Here is a 17,117-nt window from a genome sequence, read left to right as displayed (position 1 = left end):
CCGCGGCCCGGAACGCCGTCACCTCCCCGAACACGTCGGCCGGCGCTCCGCCCCCGCGGGCCGCTCATTCCTTGAGCGCGCCCTGCATCACCCCGCCCACGATCTGCCGGCCGAGCAGCGCGAACACGAGGAGCAGCGGCACCGTCCCGAGCAGCGCCCCCGCCATCACCACCGACTGGTCCGGGATGTAGCCACGGCCGAGCCCCGTCAGCGCCACCTGCACCGTCGGGCTCCCCGTCTGCGTCAGCACCAGCACCGGCCAGAAGAAGTCGTTCCACGCCGCCACGAACGTCAGCGTCCCGAGCACCGCCATCGCCGGCCGCGCCGCCGGGAAGACCACGTGCCACACCACCCGCAGCGCCCCCGCCCCGTCCACCCGCGCCGCCTCCACCAGCTCGGCCGGCAGCGCCCGCAGCAGGTGCTGGCGCATGAAGAACACCCCGAACGCCGACACCAGACCGGGCAGCACCACCGCCTGGAGCTCGTCCGTCCACCGCAGCCGCGCCACGAGCAGATACAGCGGTACGACCCCGAGCTGCGGCGGGATCAGCATCGTGCCCACCACCAGCGCGAGCAGCGCGCCCCGGAAGCGGAACCGCAGCCGCGCGAAGGCGAACCCGGCCAGCGTCGAGACGAGCACCGTGCCCGCCGCCACCAGGACCGCCACGACCGTCGTGTTGGCGAGGGCGGCGCCGAGACCGGCGTCGGTCCAGGCGAGCGCCAGGTTCCGCGGCAGGTTCCGGCCGAGGCGGAACGGCGGCGGGGTGTGCGCGAGCCGGGTCGTCGTCCGCGAGGCCGCCACCGCCGCCCAGAGCAGCGGGAAGAGCGAGCCGGCGGCGAACAGCGCCAGGAGGAGGTACGCGGGCCAGGCGGACCGCTTCGTGCGCATCAGGCCGCCGCCCCCGCCGCTCTGACGCGCCGTACGAGCCGGGCCGCGCCCAGCGTCACGACCAGGAGCAGCAGCATCACCCAGGCGATCGCCGAGGCCCGCCCCAGATGCAGGTTCACCCAGCCCTGCTCGTACAGATAGAGGCCGAGCGTCTGGAACTGGTGGTCCGCCCCGCCCGACGCCCCCGCGTCCGCCCCGAACAGCAGCGGCTCGCCGAACAGCTGCGTCGCCCCGATCGTCGACACGACCACCGTGAAGAGGATCGCCGGCCGCAGCCCCGGCAGCGTCACGTGCACGAACTGCCGCCACCGCGAGGCCCCGTCGAGCGCCGCCGCCTCGTACAGCTCGCGCGGCACGGTCTGCATGGCGGCGAGGTAGATCAGCGCGTTGTAGCCGGTCCACCGCCACACCACGATCGCCGACACGGCCGCCTTCGACGCCCATGGCCCGTTCTGCCAGTCGACGGGCGGGAGACCGAGGCCGGTCAGGACCCAGTTGACGAGGCCGTGGTCGCGCCCGAAGAGCAGCGCGAAGACGAGCGTGGCCGCGGCCACGGAGGTGGCGTACGGCGCGAGCGCCACCACCCGGAAGAACGCCCGCCCCCGCAGCCGCACGTCGAGGAGATGCGCCACGGCGAGCGCGAGCAGCAGCTGGGGCACCGTCGACAGCAGGCCGATGGCGACGGTGTTGCCGAGCGCGTTCCAGAAGAACGGGTCGTCGGCGAGGCGCGTGTAGTTGCGCAGCCCCACCCACTCCGGCCGGTCGAGCGCCGTCAGCTCGACGCGGTGCAGGGACGCCCAGGCGGTGTAGAGGAGCGGGAACAGCCCGAAGGCGCCGAAGAGGACGAAGAAGGGCGCGACGAACCCGTACGGCACCCAGCGCTCCACGGACCTCCTGTTCGTCGTCACCGCGTCACCGGTCCAGGGCGTTGTCGATGGACCGCAGCGCGTCCGTCCAGGCCTCGTCCGGGTCGCGGCCCGTCTGGTCGACCAGGAGCATGCCGCCGTCGGTCAGGAGCTGCGCGACCAGTCCCTCCTTCGGCCCGATCGGCGCCGACGGCACCCCGCGGGCCGCCGCGCCGAAGATCGCGCCCACCGGGGTGTCGCCGAAGTACGGATGGCGGGCGGCCGCCACCGCCGGCAGGGCGTGCGCGGCGGACGCGCTCGGGAAGCTGCCCCGGCGCGCGAAGACCCGCGCCTGCTGGGCCGGCGCGGTCAGCCAGGCCGCGAGCCGCGCCGCCTCCGCCCGGTGCGGGCCCGCCTTCGGGACCACCAGGAACGAGCCGCCCCGGTTGCCCGGCCGGGGCGCCGCCGCCACGTCCCAGCGGCCCTTCCCCGCCGGGCCCGCCTTGTCCTGGATGTAGCCCAGCATCCAGGCCGGGCACACCACGGCCGCGAAGGCCCCGTTCGCGAAACCCTGGTCCCAGCCGGGCGTGAACTGCTGCAGCCGGGCCGTGAGCCCCTGCCGGGCGAACGCGGCGGCCAGGTCCCAGGCCTCCCGTACGGCCGGGTCGGAACCGACGACGAGGGCGCCCCGCTCGTCGTAGAAGCGCCGCCGTCCGCTGCTGACGACCGCCGCGAGCACCCCGGACGCCGAGTCGGTGAACGCCGTCCCCTCCGGCGCCCGCGCCGCGAACCGCCGCCCCACCGCCAGGAACCGCCGCCAGTCCCCGGCCCACAGCCGCCCCACCTCCTCCCGCCCGGCCGGCAGCCCGGCCCGCGCGAACAGGTCCTTGCGGTAGCAGACCGCCTGCGGCCCGATGTCCGTCCCGAGCGCCACGGTCCGCCCGTCCCGCCCCGTCCCCTGCGCCCACTTCCATGGCAGGAAGGCCCGCCGCTCCACCCCGGGGGCCCGTCCCAGGTCGACGAGCCGGTCGCCCTGCGTGGCGATCACCTCGGCGACGTTGCCGACCTCCACGGCCTGCACGTCGGCGAGCCCGGAGCCGGTGACGAGATGGGTGAGCAGCTGCGGGTAGTAGTTCTCGTTGCGCTCGATGGACGTCTGCCGCACCGCGATGTCCGGGTGCAGCCGCATGTACGTGTCGTAGAGCCCGGCCTCCCGGAGCCCGAAGGACCCGAACACGCCGACGGTGAGGGTGACGGGCCGCCCGGCCGGGTCGGCACGACCGCTCTCGTACGCGGCGGCCGGTCCGGACGGCGGATCGGTGGCGCAGGCGCTGAGCGCGGCCAGCAGGAGGAGGGTGAGTACGGCGGTGACGCGGCGCACAGTCCCGGAGCGTAAACGATCGAGGCCCCGGTTCTTCCGAACCGGGGCCTCGACACTCAGGGTGAGTAACGGGACTCGAACCCGCGACATCCTGGACCACAACCAGGTGCTCTACCAGCTGAGCTATACCCACCACGACCGGTCATCTGCCCGAGGGCTTCCCTGACCGGCCGAGAAGAAGTCTACAGGGTCTTGGGGGGTGCTCGCGCACACCTTTCCCGGGCGGGGTTCCGGCCGGGATCCGGTGGGCGCGAGCACGCCGCCGGCGGGGGCTATTCGCCGCTGATCACATGGCGGGCCGCGATCTGCCTCGCGGTCTCCGAGTCGGGGCCGGGCTGCGGGACGAAGATCGCCTCGCGGTAGTAGCGGAGCTCGGCGATGGACTCACGGATGTCCGCGAGGGCCCGGTGGTTGCCGTTCTTCTCCGGACTGTTGAAGTACGCCCTCGGGTACCAGCGGCGGGCCAGTTCCTTGACCGAGGAGACATCGACGATCCGGTAGTGGAGGTGCGCCTCCAGGGCCGGCATGTCACGGGAGAGGAAGCCGCGGTCGGTCGAGACCGAGTTCCCGCACAGCGGAGCCTTGCCGGGCTCCTTCACGTGCTCGCGGATGTACGCGAGGACCTGGGCCTCCGCGTCGGCGAGGGTCGTGCCCTCGGCGAGCGCGTCGAGCAGCCCGGACTTCGTGTGCATCTCGCGCACGATCTCCGGCATGGTCTCCAGGGCCGCGTCCGGCGGGCGGATCACGATGTCCACGCCTTCGCCGAGCACGTTCAGTTCCGAGTCGGTGACCAGCGCGGCCACCTCGATGAGTGCGTCGTCCGTCAGCGAGAGCCCGGTCATCTCGCAGTCGATCCACACCATGCGATCGTTCATGCGTCCTACCTTATGGCCGAAGCAAGGCCGAAGGGCCCCCTCGGGTGGTGTCCCGGGGAGCCCTTCGGTTTCATGGCTGCGCGGCTTGTGGCGCGCGCGGTTCTCGTGGCCCCGTCACGGGGCGCTGCGCTGGCCCGGCAGGGCCGGGCGGCTGGGGCCGTAGGCGTCCGGGGCCGGCTTGCCCGGGTCCAGCGGGCCGCCCGGGCGGCGCACCATCGGCGGGGCGCCGGCCTGGGCCTGCGCCGGGACGACCGCGTCGAGCACCGCCGCACCGCCGCCCTCGCCCTGCGGCCGCCGGGCCCGGTACGCGGCCCGGTAGGCGGCCGGCGAGGAGCCCAGCTGCCGCCGGAAGTGCCCGCGCAGGGCGACCGGCGAGCGGAAGCCGCAGCGGCCCGCGACCTCGTCGACCGAGTAGTCGGAGGTCTCGAGCAGCCGCTGTGCCTGGAGCACCCGCTGGGTGATCAGCCACTGCAGCGGCGCGGAGCCCGTCAGCGAGCGGAACCGGCGGTCGAAGGTCCGCCGTGACATGTACGCACGGGCCGCCAGCGTCTCCACGTCGAACTGCTCGTGGAGGTGCTCCAGGGCCCAGGCGACGACCTCGGCGAGCGGGTCGGCGCCGATCTCCTCGGGTAAAGACCTGTCGAGATAGCGCTCCTGGCCGCCACTGCGCCGCGGCGGGACGACCAGCCGGCGCGCCAGGGCGCCCGCGGCCTCCGTGCCGTGGTCGGTCCGCACGATGTGCAGACACAGATCGATTCCGGCCGCCGTGCCGGCGGACGTCAGCACGTCGCCGTCGTCGACGAAGAGCTCCCGCGGGTCCACGTGGACCGACGGATAGCGCTTCGCGAGCGTCGGCGCGTACATCCAGTGCGTCGTCGCCGGCCGGCCGTCGAGCAGCCCGGCCGCGGCGAGCACGAACGCGCCCGTGCACAGGCCGACGATCCGCGCCCCCTCCTCGTGCGCCCGGCGGAGCGCTTCGAGCGCCTCCGGCGGCGGCGGCGAGGTGATCGAGCGCCAGGCGGGCACCACGACGGTGCCGGCCCGGCTGATCGCCTCCAGGCCGTACGGCGCGGAGAGTTCGAGGCCGCCCGTGGTCCGCAGGGGCCCTTCCTCACCGGCGCATACGAGCAGCCGATAGCGCGGCACCCCCGCGTCCTGGCGGTCGATGCCGAATACGGAGAGCGGGATCGAGCTCTCGAAGATGGGGCCACCGCTGAACAGCAGTACCGCGACGACTTCGCGACGGCGGCGCCCGGACAGCTTCCGTGCCTCCGGTGCGACGGAGTCCTGGCTCATGACGCTAAGCCCCCCTCGGTGTTGGCGTCTCCCTGGTCATGTGGATGTGCCACGTTTCCCCTCGGTTTTGCGCGAGACCCCAGTCTTCGGTATCCATGATCGAATCTACTGCGTCCCGTGGCACCGTCGTGACAACTTCTCCTTCCGGCACATTGTCGACATGGCAACTTGGCGCGAAGCGTTCGATCGCCGGCGGCGGTCGAGGGCGGTCATGCCTGGCCCTATGCGGGTTGAGCGTACTTCGGCCAAGGTTCGGATGATCCCTGGAAGTTGGCTGAAAACATACGGGATCGGCTGTACGAGCATGTCAACTCCGCGAGTGGTCCCGCCGGTCCGGCCGGTCCCGTCGGCCCCACTGGTCCCGCGCGGCGTCCGACCCCTCGGCCCGCAGCCCGCGTTCCGCCCGGCGCAGCAGCACCCGGCAGGCGGCCGTCACGGCGGCGAGCCCGAGCGCGGTGCCGGCCGCGCCGCCCAGGCTCGTCCCGTAGACCAGGAGCACGACCGGGACGAGCACACAGCAGAAGACGCCCCATCGCACGACGTCGTTCGCCGCCTCGGCCCCGGCACCGCCCGTGCCGGATCCCGTGCCGGATCCCGTGCCGGAGCTCGTGCCGCCCGCCGTGGCGCCTGCCGCGCCGCCTCCCGTGCCGCCCGGCTGCGGCGGCTCCGGCGCCCGACGGCGCGCGCGGGGGCCCGGGGGCGCGATCACGGCGGTGACCGTCTCCGCCGTGTGGAGGTCGCGGACGGCGTGGAGGTCGGGTCGGGTGTCGGCGGGTGACGGTGAAGGCACGGGCGGGCTCCCTGCGACGGTGGCGTTGACCTGTGGGAACGAGGAGCGGAACGTTCCGGTCACTGGGGAACACGTCCGTTTGGCCCCCGTACGGACACCTGTAGGGCACAACCGGCATTGCGCTCCGCGCGGGGCTCGTGCATTCTCCTGGAGCGCCGTATGGAGCGCCGTAAGGGGACCCCGGCGGCGCCCCTGGGCTCGGGAGGAGTGTCGCCGTACCCTTGGGGGTATGGGCTTGGGAAGATGATTCCCGGACACAGCTCCGCAGCCAAGCCAACAGCCAACCGTTGTTCCGCTCCCTGTCCTTTCCGTCCCTCCCGTCAGGACCCTCTTCGCCGAGACACCGATGGCCGGTCACGAATTCCCCGAACCCGCGGACCGCAAGCGCGTCGCCGACTCCACGGTCGACCCCCTCGCGGTGGAACAGCCACGTCACGCCTGCGACCCGGCCTTCCGGCACGGTGTCGTCGTCGGCTTCGACGGATCGACGTCCAGTGAGCGCGCCCTCGCCTACGCCATCGGCATGGCCCGCCGCTCCGGATCCGGCCTGATCATCGTGCATGTCGCCAACCGGCTGCCCACCACCGTGTGGGCCGGCTGCGAGCCGCCCGTCTTCGTCGACGTCCCGGACCACCGCACCGAGGTCCTGGGTCTCGAGCTGGCCTGCGCGGACCACCTCTCCGAGGTGCCGTGGATCCTCGTCGAGCGCGGTGGCGACATCTGCCACGAGCTGGAGGAGGTCGGCAAGGAGTACGCGGCCGACGCGATCGTGGTCGGCGGGACGCACGGCATCGTCGGCCGGATCTTCGGCTCGGTGGCCGGCCGCCTGGCGCGCCGCGCGCAGCGCCCGGTGGTCGTGATCCCGTAGTCCGGATCCCGGGCCGTCGCCCGATCCGGCACGCGAGCTGTCACACGAGCCTCTCCCAACTCCCTTGTTCCGGCCATAATTTCGGCCTTCCTCAGGTGAATTGTGCGCTTGTGAAGGGTACATAAAGAGCACCGGAACAAAGCAGTCCAAGCAGTACAACTGCACACCTGAAGGGAGCCCGCCGTGTCCAATGAAGCCGCCGCGGGAAACACCACCTCCACCCTCGGAAACCTCGCACTCGGACTGACCCTGCTGGCCTTCGGCATCGGCTCCACCGGCGTGGTCGACCACGTCGGCGCGGCGGACGCCGGCGGGCTCGCCACCTGGGTCGGCGGTGTAGCGCTCTTCCTCGTCGGCCTGCTGGCCCTGCGCGCCGGCAACACCGGTGAGGGCACGGCCTTTTCGGCCCTCGGCGCCTTCTGGTTCACCTGGGGCACCGCCGTCGGCGCCCACGCCTCCGCCGAGGCCACCGGACTCTTCCTGCTGCTGTGGGCGCTCCTGGCGCTCACGCTGACGATGGCCGCCGGCGGCAGCGGACTGTTCGGCCAGGGCGTGTACGGGCTCCTCTTCGTAGCCCTGCTGCTGCTCGGCATCGGCGCCTTCGCCGACAACGCGGGCCTCGGCAAGGCCGGCGGCTGGGTGGCCACGGTCGCGGGCCTCGCGGCCTGGTACGGCGCGACGGCGGCGGTGGCCGGCTGGCCGACCTCCCTGGCCCGCGGCTCGCGGGGCGCGGCGGCGGCGAGCTGACCCCTACCCGTAAGGGCGAAAAGCAGCGGTCCCCCTGCACCTGGGATGCAGGGGGACCGCTGTCGTGTCCGGTCGACCACCGGGGGACAGGCCCGGTGGCGGGGGCCGGGGGACAGGCCCGGCGGTCCCGCTACTCGACCGTGACGGACTTGGCCAGGTTCCGCGGCTTGTCGATGTCGCGGCCCATGGCGAGCGCGGTGTGGTACGCGAGGAGCTGGAGCGGGATGCCCATCAGGATCGGGTCCAGCTCGTCCTCGTTCTTCGGCACCACGATGGTGTGGTCGGCCTTCTCCTGCGGCTGGTGCGCGACCGCGAGGATCGGGCCGCTGCGGGCCTTGATCTCCTCCAGGGCGGCGCGGTTCTTCTCCAGCAGGTCGTCGTCGGGGACGATCGCGACCGTCGGCAGGGCCGGCTCGATGAGGGCGAGCGGGCCGTGCTTCAGCTCGGAGGCCGGGTACGCCTCGGCGTGGATGTAGGAGATCTCCTTCAGCTTGAGGGAGGCCTCCAGGGCGACCGGGTAGCCCCGGACGCGGCCGATGAACATCATCGACTGGGCGCCCGCGTACTCCTTCGCCAGCTTCTTGATCTCGTCCTCGGTCTTGAGGATCTCCTCGATCTGGCCGGGCAGCTTGCGCAGGCCCTCGATGATCCGCTTGCCGTCGGTGACGGACAGGTCGCGGATGCGGCCGAGGTGCAGCGCGAGCAGCGCGAAGGCGACGACCGTGTTGGTGAAGCACTTGGTGGAGACGACGCAGACCTCGGGGCCGGCGTGCACGTACACGCCGCCGTCCGCCTCGCGGGCGATCGCGGAGCCGACGACGTTGACGACACCGAGGACCCGGGCGCCCTTGCGCTTGAGCTCCTGGACGGCGGCCAGCACGTCGTAGGTCTCGCCGGACTGGGAGACCGCGATGTAGAGGGTGTCGGGGTCGACGACCGGGTTGCGGTAGCGGAACTCGGAGGCCGGCTCGGCGTCGGCCGGGATGCGGGCCATGCCCTCGATGAGGGAGGCGCCGATGAGACCGGCGTGGTACGAGGTGCCGCAGCCGAGGATCTTGATCCGGCGGATGGAGCGGGCCTCGCGGGCGTCCAGGTTCAGGCCGCCGAGGTGCACGGTGGAGAAGCGGTCGTCGATCCGGCCGCGCAGCACGCGGTCGACCGCGTCGGGCTGCTCGGAGATCTCCTTGTGCATGTACGTGTCGTGGAGGCCCATGTCGTAGGAGGCGGCCTCGTACTCCACGGTCTCCGGGGTGGCGTTGGTGGACGCGCCGGAGGTGGTGTACGTGCGGAAGTCGTCGGCCTTCAGGGTGGCCATCTCGCCGTCGTCGAGGGTGACGACCTGGCGGGTGTGGGCGACCAGGGCGGCGACGTCGGAGGCGACGAACATCTCCTTCTCGCCGATGCCGAGGACGACCGGGGAGCCGTTGCGGGCCACCACGATGCGGTCGTTGAAGTCGGCGTGCATGACGGCGATGCCGTACGTGCCCTCGATGTGCTTGAGGGCCTCGCGGACCTTCTCCTCCAGGGTGTCGGCCTGGGAGCGGGCGATCAGGTGGGTGATCACCTCGGTGTCGGTCTCGGACGCGAAGACGACGCCGTCGGCCTCCAGCTTGGCGCGCAGCTCGGCCGCGTTGTCGACGATGCCGTTGTGGACGACGGCGACCTTGTTCTCGGGGTCGAGGTGCGGGTGCGCGTTGACGTCGCTCGGGGCGCCGTGGGTGGCCCAGCGGGTGTGCGCGATGCCGGTCGTGCCCGCGAAGCGCTTGGGGACGCGGGCCTCCAAGTCGCGGACCCGGCCCTTGGCCTTCACCATCTTCAGGCCGGCGGCCTTGGGGCTGGTGACGACGATGCCGGCGGAGTCGTAACCCCGGTACTCCAGCCGCTGCAGTCCTTCGAGCAGCAGGGGAGCGACGTCGCGCTTGCCGATGTAACCGACGATTCCGCACATAAAGGTGTTACCCCTCCGAAGTCTGTTGGGTGTGCTCAGCCGTAGCTGCCGTATCAGCCGTATCAGCCGTAGACGATGCGGCGCAGCTGCCGGAGCGAGAGCTCCGGTGGCGCCACGGCGCGGTGCGGCAGCTCGGCCGCGATCCGCTCGAAGATCTCCGCGTTCACCGCGCCGCCGGACTGCAGCTCGCGGTGGCGGCGCCGGACGAAGTCCTCGGCCGACTCGTCGAAGTAGGCCAGCACGTCGAGCACCACCCGGGCGGCCTCACCGCGCTGGAGCGCGGTGCTGCGGACCAGGTGGTCGATGAGGTCGTCGTGCGACGGTCGGCGTTCGAGCACCCGTGAATATTGCGGGGTGAGGGTGGGGCATTGCAAGAATCCTGCCCGATTTCGGGCAGGAGAGGGCGTGATCACACCTCTGGATGGCCCAATTGGTCTACACCTGGGCTGTTCGGGGGTCAGTCGGGTGGCGCGCCCTGCGTGCGGGGCCGGGAGGCGGCGCGGAGACTGACGGCATGCCCGTGCCGCGAGGAAAGAAGCCCGCGCAGGCGCAAGCGCCCGCGCCGGCGCCTCCGTCCCCGAAGGTGTCGTTCCTCGACAAGGCGGCGTACGTGGTGGCGCCCGGGACCGCCGTCATCGGCCTGCTGTACTACTTCGGCAGCGTGTACACCGACGCCTACTACGCGGCCTACGGTGTGCCGCCGGCGGATCTCCAGCTGTCCGTCCAGGCGTACCTGGCCAAGAGCCCGAAGGCCGTCTTCGGTCCGGTGTGGTTCCTGCTGGTCTGCGGACTGGTGGTGCTGCTCGTGCTCGGCCGGATCGGCCATGTGCTGGCCCGGCCGGGGAACGAGTACCGGCGCCGCACGGCGTGCCGGTGGTTCCTCGCCGTCGGCCTTCTCATGACGATGCTGGGGTTTCCGGTCTTCTTCGGGCTGCGGATCCCGACAGCCCTCCCGGCGGGCTGGTGGGGGACCCGGTACGTTCCGTGCCTCGTGGTGGCTCTGGGCGCCACGTTGGCGTTCTTCGCCGTACAGCAGCGTCTTCAGTGGAGTGCGGCCCAAGCGGGCCGGCGCGAGGAGACCGCCAACCGGATGTGGATCGCGGGCGGCACGCTGCTGATCGGGCTGCTGGCCATGAGCCTGTTCTTCGGTCTGTCCCGGTACGTGGTCGACGCGGGGCGCTCCGACGCCGAGGCGGCCATCAAGGGCGGAAGCAGGGCGAGCATGCCCGTGGTGGTCTACTCACGCATCCCGATCATGCACGAGGCGAAGGGCATCGATTACAAGGACGTGGGCACCAGCAGGGGGCCGTACCGGCACCGGTACACCGGATTTCTCCTGATCACGAAGTCTCCGTCCCACTTCTACCTGGTCTCCTACCGCGAGCCCTACGGGGACCACATGACGGTCGTGCTGCCCGACGACGACACGGTGCGCGTGGCGCTGACGTCGTCGGACTTCAACTGACCTCGGGTTCGGGCTCGGGTTCGGACTCGGACGGCGTCGGCTCGGGCGGCTCGGTCTCGGACGTCTCGGTGGAGGGAGTGGGCTCGGACGTCTCGGTCTCCGTGGGTGCGTCGCTCACCGCTTCCCCGGAGAAGGGCACGCTGACCGTTTCACCCTGCGAGGTCTCGTAGGTCAGCGTTCCGGAGTAGGACCCCGCCTGGTACGGCGTGAACTGGAAGTCGATCTCGCACTCCTCGCCGGGGGCCAGCGTGCCGGTGCAGGTGCCGAGATTTGCCGCTCCGTCGCCCATGTCGGAGCTGTCGGTGGTCGCCTGGGGCGCCGCGATGTTCATGGGCTGGTCGGAGGCGTTGTGGACCGTCACCTTCCCGCCCGTCGGTTCGCCCACCTTGCTCGTCGGCACGCGGATCGACGCGGATCCGCCGCCCCCGCCCTTCCCCGGGAATGTCTTCCCCAGGGTGCTGTTCGGATCCGGATCCGGCGCCGTCGTCGACGTGTCCGGGGTCTCCGGGGTGTCCGTCTGGGTGTCGTCTCCGCCACCGCCTCCGCAGGCGGTGGTCGCGGCGAGGGCCATGACCAGCGCTGTTCCGGCGAGGCCGCGAGCGATTCGAGTCATCACGGGGTCAAGCTCCCACGGCGTCTGTGAGTAGTCGACGAGGCTTCACTGGTGACGCAACGTAATCGCCTGATCGGAGGGGGGAGGCGCGGCCTGGCGGAGGTCCGTGACTCCGCCGGGGCCGCGCCCGCTCTGGGGATCAGGCGAACCGGGCGATCGGGTTCACCAGGTCGCCGACCAGCTGGAGTGCCGCCGACGGGTCCGCCAGGTCGACCATCTGGCGGTTGTTGCGCAGCTGGAGGCGGTTGAGCGCGGAGAGGGCGAAGGTGTCCGCGAACATGTCGTACTGCGCGAAGCGGTCCGCCAGTTCCGGGTGGGCGTCCTGGTAGTCCTTCACGCAGGCGGCGACCGCGCGCCAGAAGTCGTCCTCGGCCACCACGCCCTCGGCGGCGAGCGTGGCGCCGAGGAAGCGGAAGAAGCAGTCGAAGACGTCCGTGAAGACGGACAGCAGCTTCATGTCCTCGGGGACCTCGGCGCGGATCCGCTCCACCGCGGGCGGCAGGACCGCGTGCGGGTCCATCACGCAGATCTCCTCGGCGATGTCCTTGAAGATCGCCCGGGAGACGGCGCCGCGCTCGTCGAGGACGAGGATCACGTTCTCGCCGTGCGGCATGTAGACCAGGTCGTACGCGTAGAAGCTGTGCAGCACCGGGAGGAGGTAGGCGTCCAGGTAGCGGCGCAGCCACTCCGTCGGCGCCAGGCCCGACTCCTTGATCAGGGCGCCCGCGAAGGACGCGCCGGTGTGGTCGGTGTGCAGCAGCGAGGCCATGGTCGCGAGCCGCTCGCCCGCCGCGAGGGACGGAACGGGGGACTCGCGCCAGAGCGCGGCGAGCATCTTGCGGTAGGGGGAGTAGCGGTCGGTGGCGGCCTCGTACTCCAGGTGCCGGTAGCCGACCGCGGCCCGCTCGCGGATGATCGAGAAGCGCGCCGCCCGCAGGGTGGCGTCGGCGTCGACGAGCCCGGCCAGCCAGTCGTTGATGGCGGGCGTGGCCTCCATGTAGGCGGCCGAGAGGCCCCGCATGAAGCCCATGTTGAGGACGGACAGGGCCGTCTTCACGTAGTGCCTGGCCGGGTCGGAGGTGTTGAAGAAGGTACGGATGGACTGCTGTGCCAGGTAAGCGTCCTGCCCCTCGCCCAGGTACACCAGGCGCTCCTGGGCGACCTCGGCGGCGAAGGTGACGGACAGCTTGTTCCACCACTGCCAGGGGTGGACCGGCATCAGGAGGTAGTCGGCGAGGTCCAGGCCGCGGGCGGCGAGGGTGGCGGCGAAGCCGTCGACGGCCGCGTCGCCGAGCTCGGCGCGCACGAAGCTCTCGTAGTCGATGCCGGCGCCCGCCGTGAAGGTGGCGCGGTCGCGGTGCGCCGCCAGCCACACCAGGTGGACCGGGGCGGCCGCCTCGGGGGCGTAGGCGCGGTACTCGTCGACGCCGAAGCCGAGCCGCCCGTTGTTGGCGACGAAGCAGGGGTGGCCCTCGGTCATCCCGGTCTCGATCGCCTGGAAGCCGGCCCGGGCCAGCTCGGCGGCCGGCATCTGCGGCTTGGTCGCCTTGAAGGCCGTACCGGCCAGGGTGGAGGAGATCTCCTCCAGGTACACCGGCAGGATCTCGTCGCTGAGGCCGAGCGAGCCGCGCAGCTCGATGACGAACTGGAGCGCGTCGAGCGGGAGCTGCTCGCTGCCCCGGTGGCGGCTGATCGACTCGGGGTAGACCTGCCAGTGGTCGAGGGCGAAGCGGTCGGCGGTGAAGCGGTACTCGGTGCGGCCGTCGTCGCTGAGGACCAGGTAGCGGCTGTCGCCCAGCTCCTGCGGGTCGAGGAGCCGCTCGTGGGTGAACTCGGCGAGGCCCTTGCGGATCAGGGCGCGGTTGGCGTCGGCCCAGCGGGCGGGGGTGAGGTGGTCGACGGGGTTCACGGCGGCGGGATTCGTGGCGGCGGGGTCCACGGCGGCGGAGTTCGTGGCGGCGGGGTCCACGGCGACGGGGTTCGTGGCGACGCGGTTCACGCGGACACCTCCGTCGCGGCCGTCGCGGCCTCGAACTGCGCGCGGGTGCAGAAGCTCAGCAGCGCCTGCTTCTCCGGCTTCCGGATCTCGCGGGCCGGCACGAAGCCGACGGCCGCGTTGAGCGCGTGCACGGCCGTGTTGCGTACGTCCGGCTCGACGACCACGCGGGCGGTCGCCGGGTCGGCGAACAGCTCGCGCATCACGGCGGTGATCACCAGGCGGGTGAAGCCGTGCACGGGCGTGTCGGTGGGCGCGACGAGGAAGTGCATGCCGACGTCGCCGGGCTCCGCCTCGTACAGGCCGACCAGCTCGGCCTTCGCGGGGTCGTACCGCTCCATGAGGAAGGCGGGTTCGCCGGCCACGCTGCCGACGAAGGCGTCGTGGTGCGGGTTCGCGGCGATCGCCATGTACTCGCGCTCGACGTCCTCCAGTTTCGCGTCCTGCATCATCCAGAACGCGGCCTTGGGGTGGGTGACCCAGGGGTGGATCAGCTCGGCGTCCCTGAGGGGGTCGAGCGGGCGTATGTGGACGGTGGCGGTGGGGGCGCTCATGCCGCGAACTCCTGGAAGGCGATGGTCTTCTCGACGGGGTAGTACTCGGTGCCCAGCATCTCGCCGATGATGTAGGCGTTGCGGTACGGCCCCATGCCCAGGTCGGGCGAGGTGATCGAGTGGGTGTGCACGCCGGCGTTCTGCAGGAAGACCCCGCGGCCGGTGGTGTCGATCGAGTAGTTGCGTGCCACGTCGAAGCGGCCCCGCGAGTCCCGGCGGAGCCGGTCCGCGACCGGCTCCAGGAAGGCGGGGACGGTGTACTTGTAGCCGGTGGCGAGGATCAGGCCCTCGGTCTCCAGGGTGAAGTCCTTCTCCTGCTCCTCCTGGCGGAAGCCGAGCGTGTACGTGCCGGTGGCCTCGTCGTACGCGGCCGAGTGCAGCGCGGAGTTGGTGAGCAGCCGGGTGGGCGCCGGGCCGGCCAGGTTCTTCTCGTAGAGCAGGTCGAAGATGGCGTCGATGAGGTCGCCGTTGATGCCCTTGAAGAGGCCCTTCTGCTCGCGCTCCAGGCGGTAGCGGGTCCGCTCGGGCAGGGCGCGGAAGTAGTCGATGTAGTCCGGAGAGGTCATCTCCAGGGTGAGCTTGGTGTATTCGAGCGGGAAGAAACGCGGGGAGCGGGTCACCCAGTTGAGCCGGTAGCCGTGCGTGTCGATCTCGCTGAGGAGGTCGTAGTAGATCTCGGCGGCGCTCTGGCCGCTGCCGACCAGGGTGATCGACTTCTTCCGCTGGAGCGCCTCGCGGTTCGGGAGGTAGCGCGAGTTGTGGATCAGGTCACCGCCGAGGTCCCGGCAGGTCTCGGGGACGTACGGCGGGGTGCCGGTGCCGAGCACGAGCCGGCGGGCGCGGAACGTCTCGCCGCGCTCGGTGGCCACCACGTACAGCTCGCCGCTCTCGTCGTACGAGACCGAGGTCACCGTCGTCGAGAAGCGGATCGACGACAGCTTGCCGGCGGCCCAGCGGCAGTAGTCGTTGTACTCCGTGCGGAGCGGATAGAAGTTCTCGCGGATGTAGAACGAGTACAGCCGGCCCTTCTCCTTCAGGTAGTTGAGGAAGGAGTAGGGGGAGGTCGGGTCGGCGAGGGTGACCAGGTCGGACATGAAGGGCGTCTGGAGGTGGGCGCCGGACAGGAACATGCCGGAGTGCCACTCGAAGTCCGGCTTGGACTCCAGGAAGAGCCCGGTCAGCTCGGTGATGGGCTCGGTGAGGCAGGCGAGGCCGAGGTTGAAGGGGCCGAGCCCGATGCCGATGAAGTCGTACGTGCGCTCGCGGTGGACGTCGGGCGTCGTCTCAGGCGTGGACAAGGGTCTCTCCCAGGTACTGCTCGGCGTGGCCGGCGATCAGGTCAAGGACGGCGGCGATGTCGGCCACCGTCGTCTCGGGGTTGAGCAGGGTGAACTTCAGGTACTGGCGCCCGTCGACCTTCGTGCCGGCCACCACGGCCTCGCCGGAGGCGAAGAGGGCCTTGCGGGCGTGGAGGTTGGCGCGGTCGATGTCGGCGGGCGAGGTGACGTGCTCGGGGACGTACCGGTAGACGAGCGTCGACAGCTGCGGTTCCACCACCACGTCGTAGCGCGGGTCGGCGGCGAGCAGCTCGAAGCCGGCCCGGGCCAGGTCGCAGACCTCGTCGAAGAGTCCGCCGACGCCGTCGGCGCCCATGACGCGCAGGGTCAGCCACAGCTTGAGGGCGTCGAAGCGGCGGGTGGTCTGGAGGGACTTGTCGACCTGGTTGGGGATCTGCTCGGCCACCGTGCGCCGCGGGTTGAGGTAGTCCGCGTGGTAGGTCGCGTGCCGCAGCGTGGCGCCGTCGCGGACCAGCAGGGCGGAGGAACTCACTGGCTGGAAGAAGGACTTGTGGTAGTCGACGGTGACCGAGTCGGCCCGCTCGATGCCGTCCAGGAGGTGGCGGCGGGTCGGCGAGACGAGCAGCCCGCAGCCGTAGGCCGCGTCCACGTGCATCCACGCGCCGTACTCGGCCGCGAGGGCGGCGATCTCCGGCAGCGGGTCGATCGAGCCGAAGTCGGTGGTGCCGGCGGTGGCGACGACCGCCATCGGGATCAGGCCCTCGGCGCGGCAGGCCGCCAGCTCGGCGGCGAGGACCACGGACTGCATCCGGCGGTTCCGGTCGACCGGGATCGACACGACGGCGTTCCGGCCGAGGCCGAGCAGCCCGGCCGACTTCACGACGCTGAAGTGGCTGCACTCGGAGGCGAAGACGCGCAGCCTGGAGAGGTCGGAGGTGCCCGCCTCCTCGCGGGCGAGCAGCAGGGCCTGGAGGTTGGACTGGCTGCCGCCGCTGGTGAACACGCCGTCGGCGAGCGGCCCGAGGCCGATCCGGCCGGCCGTCCAGTCGATCAGCCGGCGTTCGATCAGGGTGCCGCCGGCGCTCTGGTCCCAGGTGTCGAGCGAGGAGTTGACGGCGGAGAGCACGGCCTCGCCGAGGACGGCGGGGATGACCACCGGGCAGTTGAGGTGCGCCAGGTAGCGGGGGTGGTGGAAGTAGACCGCGTCGCGGAGGTAGACGTCCTCCAGCTCGTCGAGGGCGGCGGACGCGTCGCCGAGCGGCCGGTCGAGGTCGACGGCGTCGACGACGGGGGCGAGTTCGGCGGGCGTGACGCCGGTGAACGGCCCGCGCGCCGTGGCGAGTTTCCTCGCCACCCGCTCGACTCCTTCGGTGACGGTTCGTCGGTAGACGTCCGCCGTGGTGTCGTTGAGCAGGTGCGAGCGCATGCGGGTGCCCTTCCGGGTGTGGGGGACGCGGTCGGTCGAGGTGGTGAAAGTAAGGTTAGCCTAACCTAAGTTCATATGCACGCCAACGGCCCCTCAACCCGGGCGGGTCGAGGGGCCGTTGGCCCT

At 71.5% G+C, this 17,117-nt stretch carries 16 protein-coding genes and 1 tRNA gene; 3 read left to right on the top strand and 14 right to left on the bottom strand.

Going from position 1 to position 17,117, the window contains the following annotated elements; genetic code table 11:
- Positions 1–64 precede the first annotated feature (64 nt).
- The 7 genes from ACWEV0_RS11220 to ACWEV0_RS11190 all read right to left on the bottom strand — a co-directional run bounded on the left by ACWEV0_RS11220 (position 65) and on the right by ACWEV0_RS11190 (position 6,076).
- A complete protein-coding gene (locus tag ACWEV0_RS11220; protein ID WP_453148492.1) occupies positions 65–889 on the bottom strand; it encodes a carbohydrate ABC transporter permease in 825 nt (274 codons plus the stop codon).
- Positions 889–1,797, bottom strand: a complete 909-nt coding sequence (locus tag ACWEV0_RS11215; protein WP_453148490.1) for a carbohydrate ABC transporter permease — start codon at positions 1,795–1,797, stop codon at positions 889–891. Before ACWEV0_RS11215 ends, ACWEV0_RS11220 begins: the two co-directional genes overlap by 1 nt.
- A 4-nt stretch (positions 1,798–1,801) precedes the next feature.
- Positions 1,802–3,115 carry an ABC transporter substrate-binding protein gene (locus ACWEV0_RS11210; protein WP_453148489.1) on the bottom strand — a complete coding sequence of 438 codons (1,314 nt, stop codon included), beginning with the start codon at positions 3,113–3,115 and terminating at the stop codon, positions 1,802–1,804.
- A 60-nt stretch (positions 3,116–3,175) separates the two neighbouring features.
- Positions 3,176–3,248, bottom strand: a tRNA-His gene (locus tag ACWEV0_RS11205).
- A 139-nt stretch (positions 3,249–3,387) separates the two neighbouring features.
- A complete protein-coding gene (gene orn / locus ACWEV0_RS11200; RefSeq protein ID WP_453148487.1) occupies positions 3,388–3,990 on the bottom strand; it encodes an oligoribonuclease in 603 nt (200 codons plus the stop codon).
- Positions 3,991–4,104: 114 nt separating this feature from the next.
- Positions 4,105–5,286: a helix-turn-helix domain-containing protein gene (locus ACWEV0_RS11195; RefSeq protein ID WP_453148485.1), complete on the bottom strand. Its 1,182-nt coding sequence runs from the start codon at positions 5,284–5,286 to the stop codon at positions 4,105–4,107.
- 307 nt (positions 5,287–5,593) lie between these two features.
- Positions 5,594–6,076, bottom strand: coding sequence for a hypothetical protein (locus tag ACWEV0_RS11190; RefSeq protein WP_453148483.1), 483 nt, complete (start codon positions 6,074–6,076; stop codon positions 5,594–5,596).
- A 346-nt stretch (positions 6,077–6,422) separates the two neighbouring features.
- Between ACWEV0_RS11190 and ACWEV0_RS11185 the strand changes: the two genes are divergently transcribed.
- Both ACWEV0_RS11185 and ACWEV0_RS11180 read left to right on the top strand, forming a co-directional pair.
- Positions 6,423–6,944: a universal stress protein gene (locus ACWEV0_RS11185; protein WP_403792631.1), complete on the top strand. Its 522-nt coding sequence runs from the start codon at positions 6,423–6,425 to the stop codon at positions 6,942–6,944.
- 183 nt (positions 6,945–7,127) lie between these two features.
- A complete protein-coding gene (locus ACWEV0_RS11180; RefSeq protein WP_453148481.1) occupies positions 7,128–7,691 on the top strand; it encodes a GPR1/FUN34/YaaH family transporter in 564 nt (187 codons plus the stop codon).
- 130 nt (positions 7,692–7,821) lie between these two features.
- On the opposite strand, the gene glmS is transcribed toward ACWEV0_RS11180, so the two are convergent.
- Positions 7,822–9,639 (bottom strand): glutamine--fructose-6-phosphate transaminase (isomerizing), encoded by a 1,818-nt coding sequence (glmS, locus tag ACWEV0_RS11175; protein ID WP_453148479.1) that lies wholly within the window; start codon positions 9,637–9,639, stop codon positions 7,822–7,824.
- A gap of 62 nt (positions 9,640–9,701) precedes the next feature.
- On the bottom strand, positions 9,702–9,977 hold the full coding sequence (locus ACWEV0_RS11170) for a hypothetical protein (protein ID WP_453148477.1): 276 nt from the start codon (positions 9,975–9,977) through the stop codon (positions 9,702–9,704).
- A 176-nt stretch (positions 9,978–10,153) separates the two neighbouring features.
- Between ACWEV0_RS11170 and ACWEV0_RS11165 the strand changes: the two genes are divergently transcribed.
- Positions 10,154–11,104 carry a hypothetical protein gene (locus tag ACWEV0_RS11165; RefSeq protein ID WP_453148476.1) on the top strand — a complete coding sequence of 317 codons (951 nt, stop codon included), beginning with the start codon at positions 10,154–10,156 and terminating at the stop codon, positions 11,102–11,104.
- Here ACWEV0_RS11165 and ACWEV0_RS11160 read toward each other — a convergent pair.
- The 5 genes from ACWEV0_RS11160 to ACWEV0_RS11140 all read right to left on the bottom strand — a co-directional run bounded on the left by ACWEV0_RS11160 (position 11,097) and on the right by ACWEV0_RS11140 (position 16,991).
- Positions 11,097–11,717, bottom strand: a complete 621-nt coding sequence (locus ACWEV0_RS11160) for a hypothetical protein (protein ID WP_453148474.1) — start codon at positions 11,715–11,717, stop codon at positions 11,097–11,099. The genes ACWEV0_RS11165 and ACWEV0_RS11160 overlap by 8 nt on opposite strands.
- 139 nt (positions 11,718–11,856) lie before the next feature.
- Positions 11,857–13,626 (bottom strand): IucA/IucC family protein, encoded by a 1,770-nt coding sequence (locus ACWEV0_RS11155; protein ID WP_453148558.1) that lies wholly within the window; start codon positions 13,624–13,626, stop codon positions 11,857–11,859.
- 86 nt (positions 13,627–13,712) lie between these two features.
- A complete protein-coding gene (locus ACWEV0_RS11150) occupies positions 13,713–14,267 on the bottom strand; it encodes a GNAT family N-acetyltransferase (RefSeq protein ID WP_453148472.1) in 555 nt (184 codons plus the stop codon).
- Complete coding sequence (locus ACWEV0_RS11145; protein ID WP_453148470.1) at positions 14,264–15,565, bottom strand: lysine N(6)-hydroxylase/L-ornithine N(5)-oxygenase family protein; 1,302 nt, start codon at positions 15,563–15,565, stop codon at positions 14,264–14,266. Before ACWEV0_RS11145 ends, ACWEV0_RS11150 begins: the two co-directional genes overlap by 4 nt.
- On the bottom strand, positions 15,552–16,991 hold the full coding sequence (locus ACWEV0_RS11140) for a pyridoxal phosphate-dependent decarboxylase family protein (protein WP_453148468.1): 1,440 nt from the start codon (positions 16,989–16,991) through the stop codon (positions 15,552–15,554). The genes ACWEV0_RS11145 and ACWEV0_RS11140 overlap by 14 nt, the downstream gene beginning before the upstream one ends.
- Positions 16,992–17,117 lie beyond the last annotated feature (126 nt).

The sequence above is a fragment of the Streptomyces sp. NPDC003943 genome, assembly GCF_053605265.1.
This window is presented reverse-complemented; position numbering and strand designations above follow the sequence as displayed.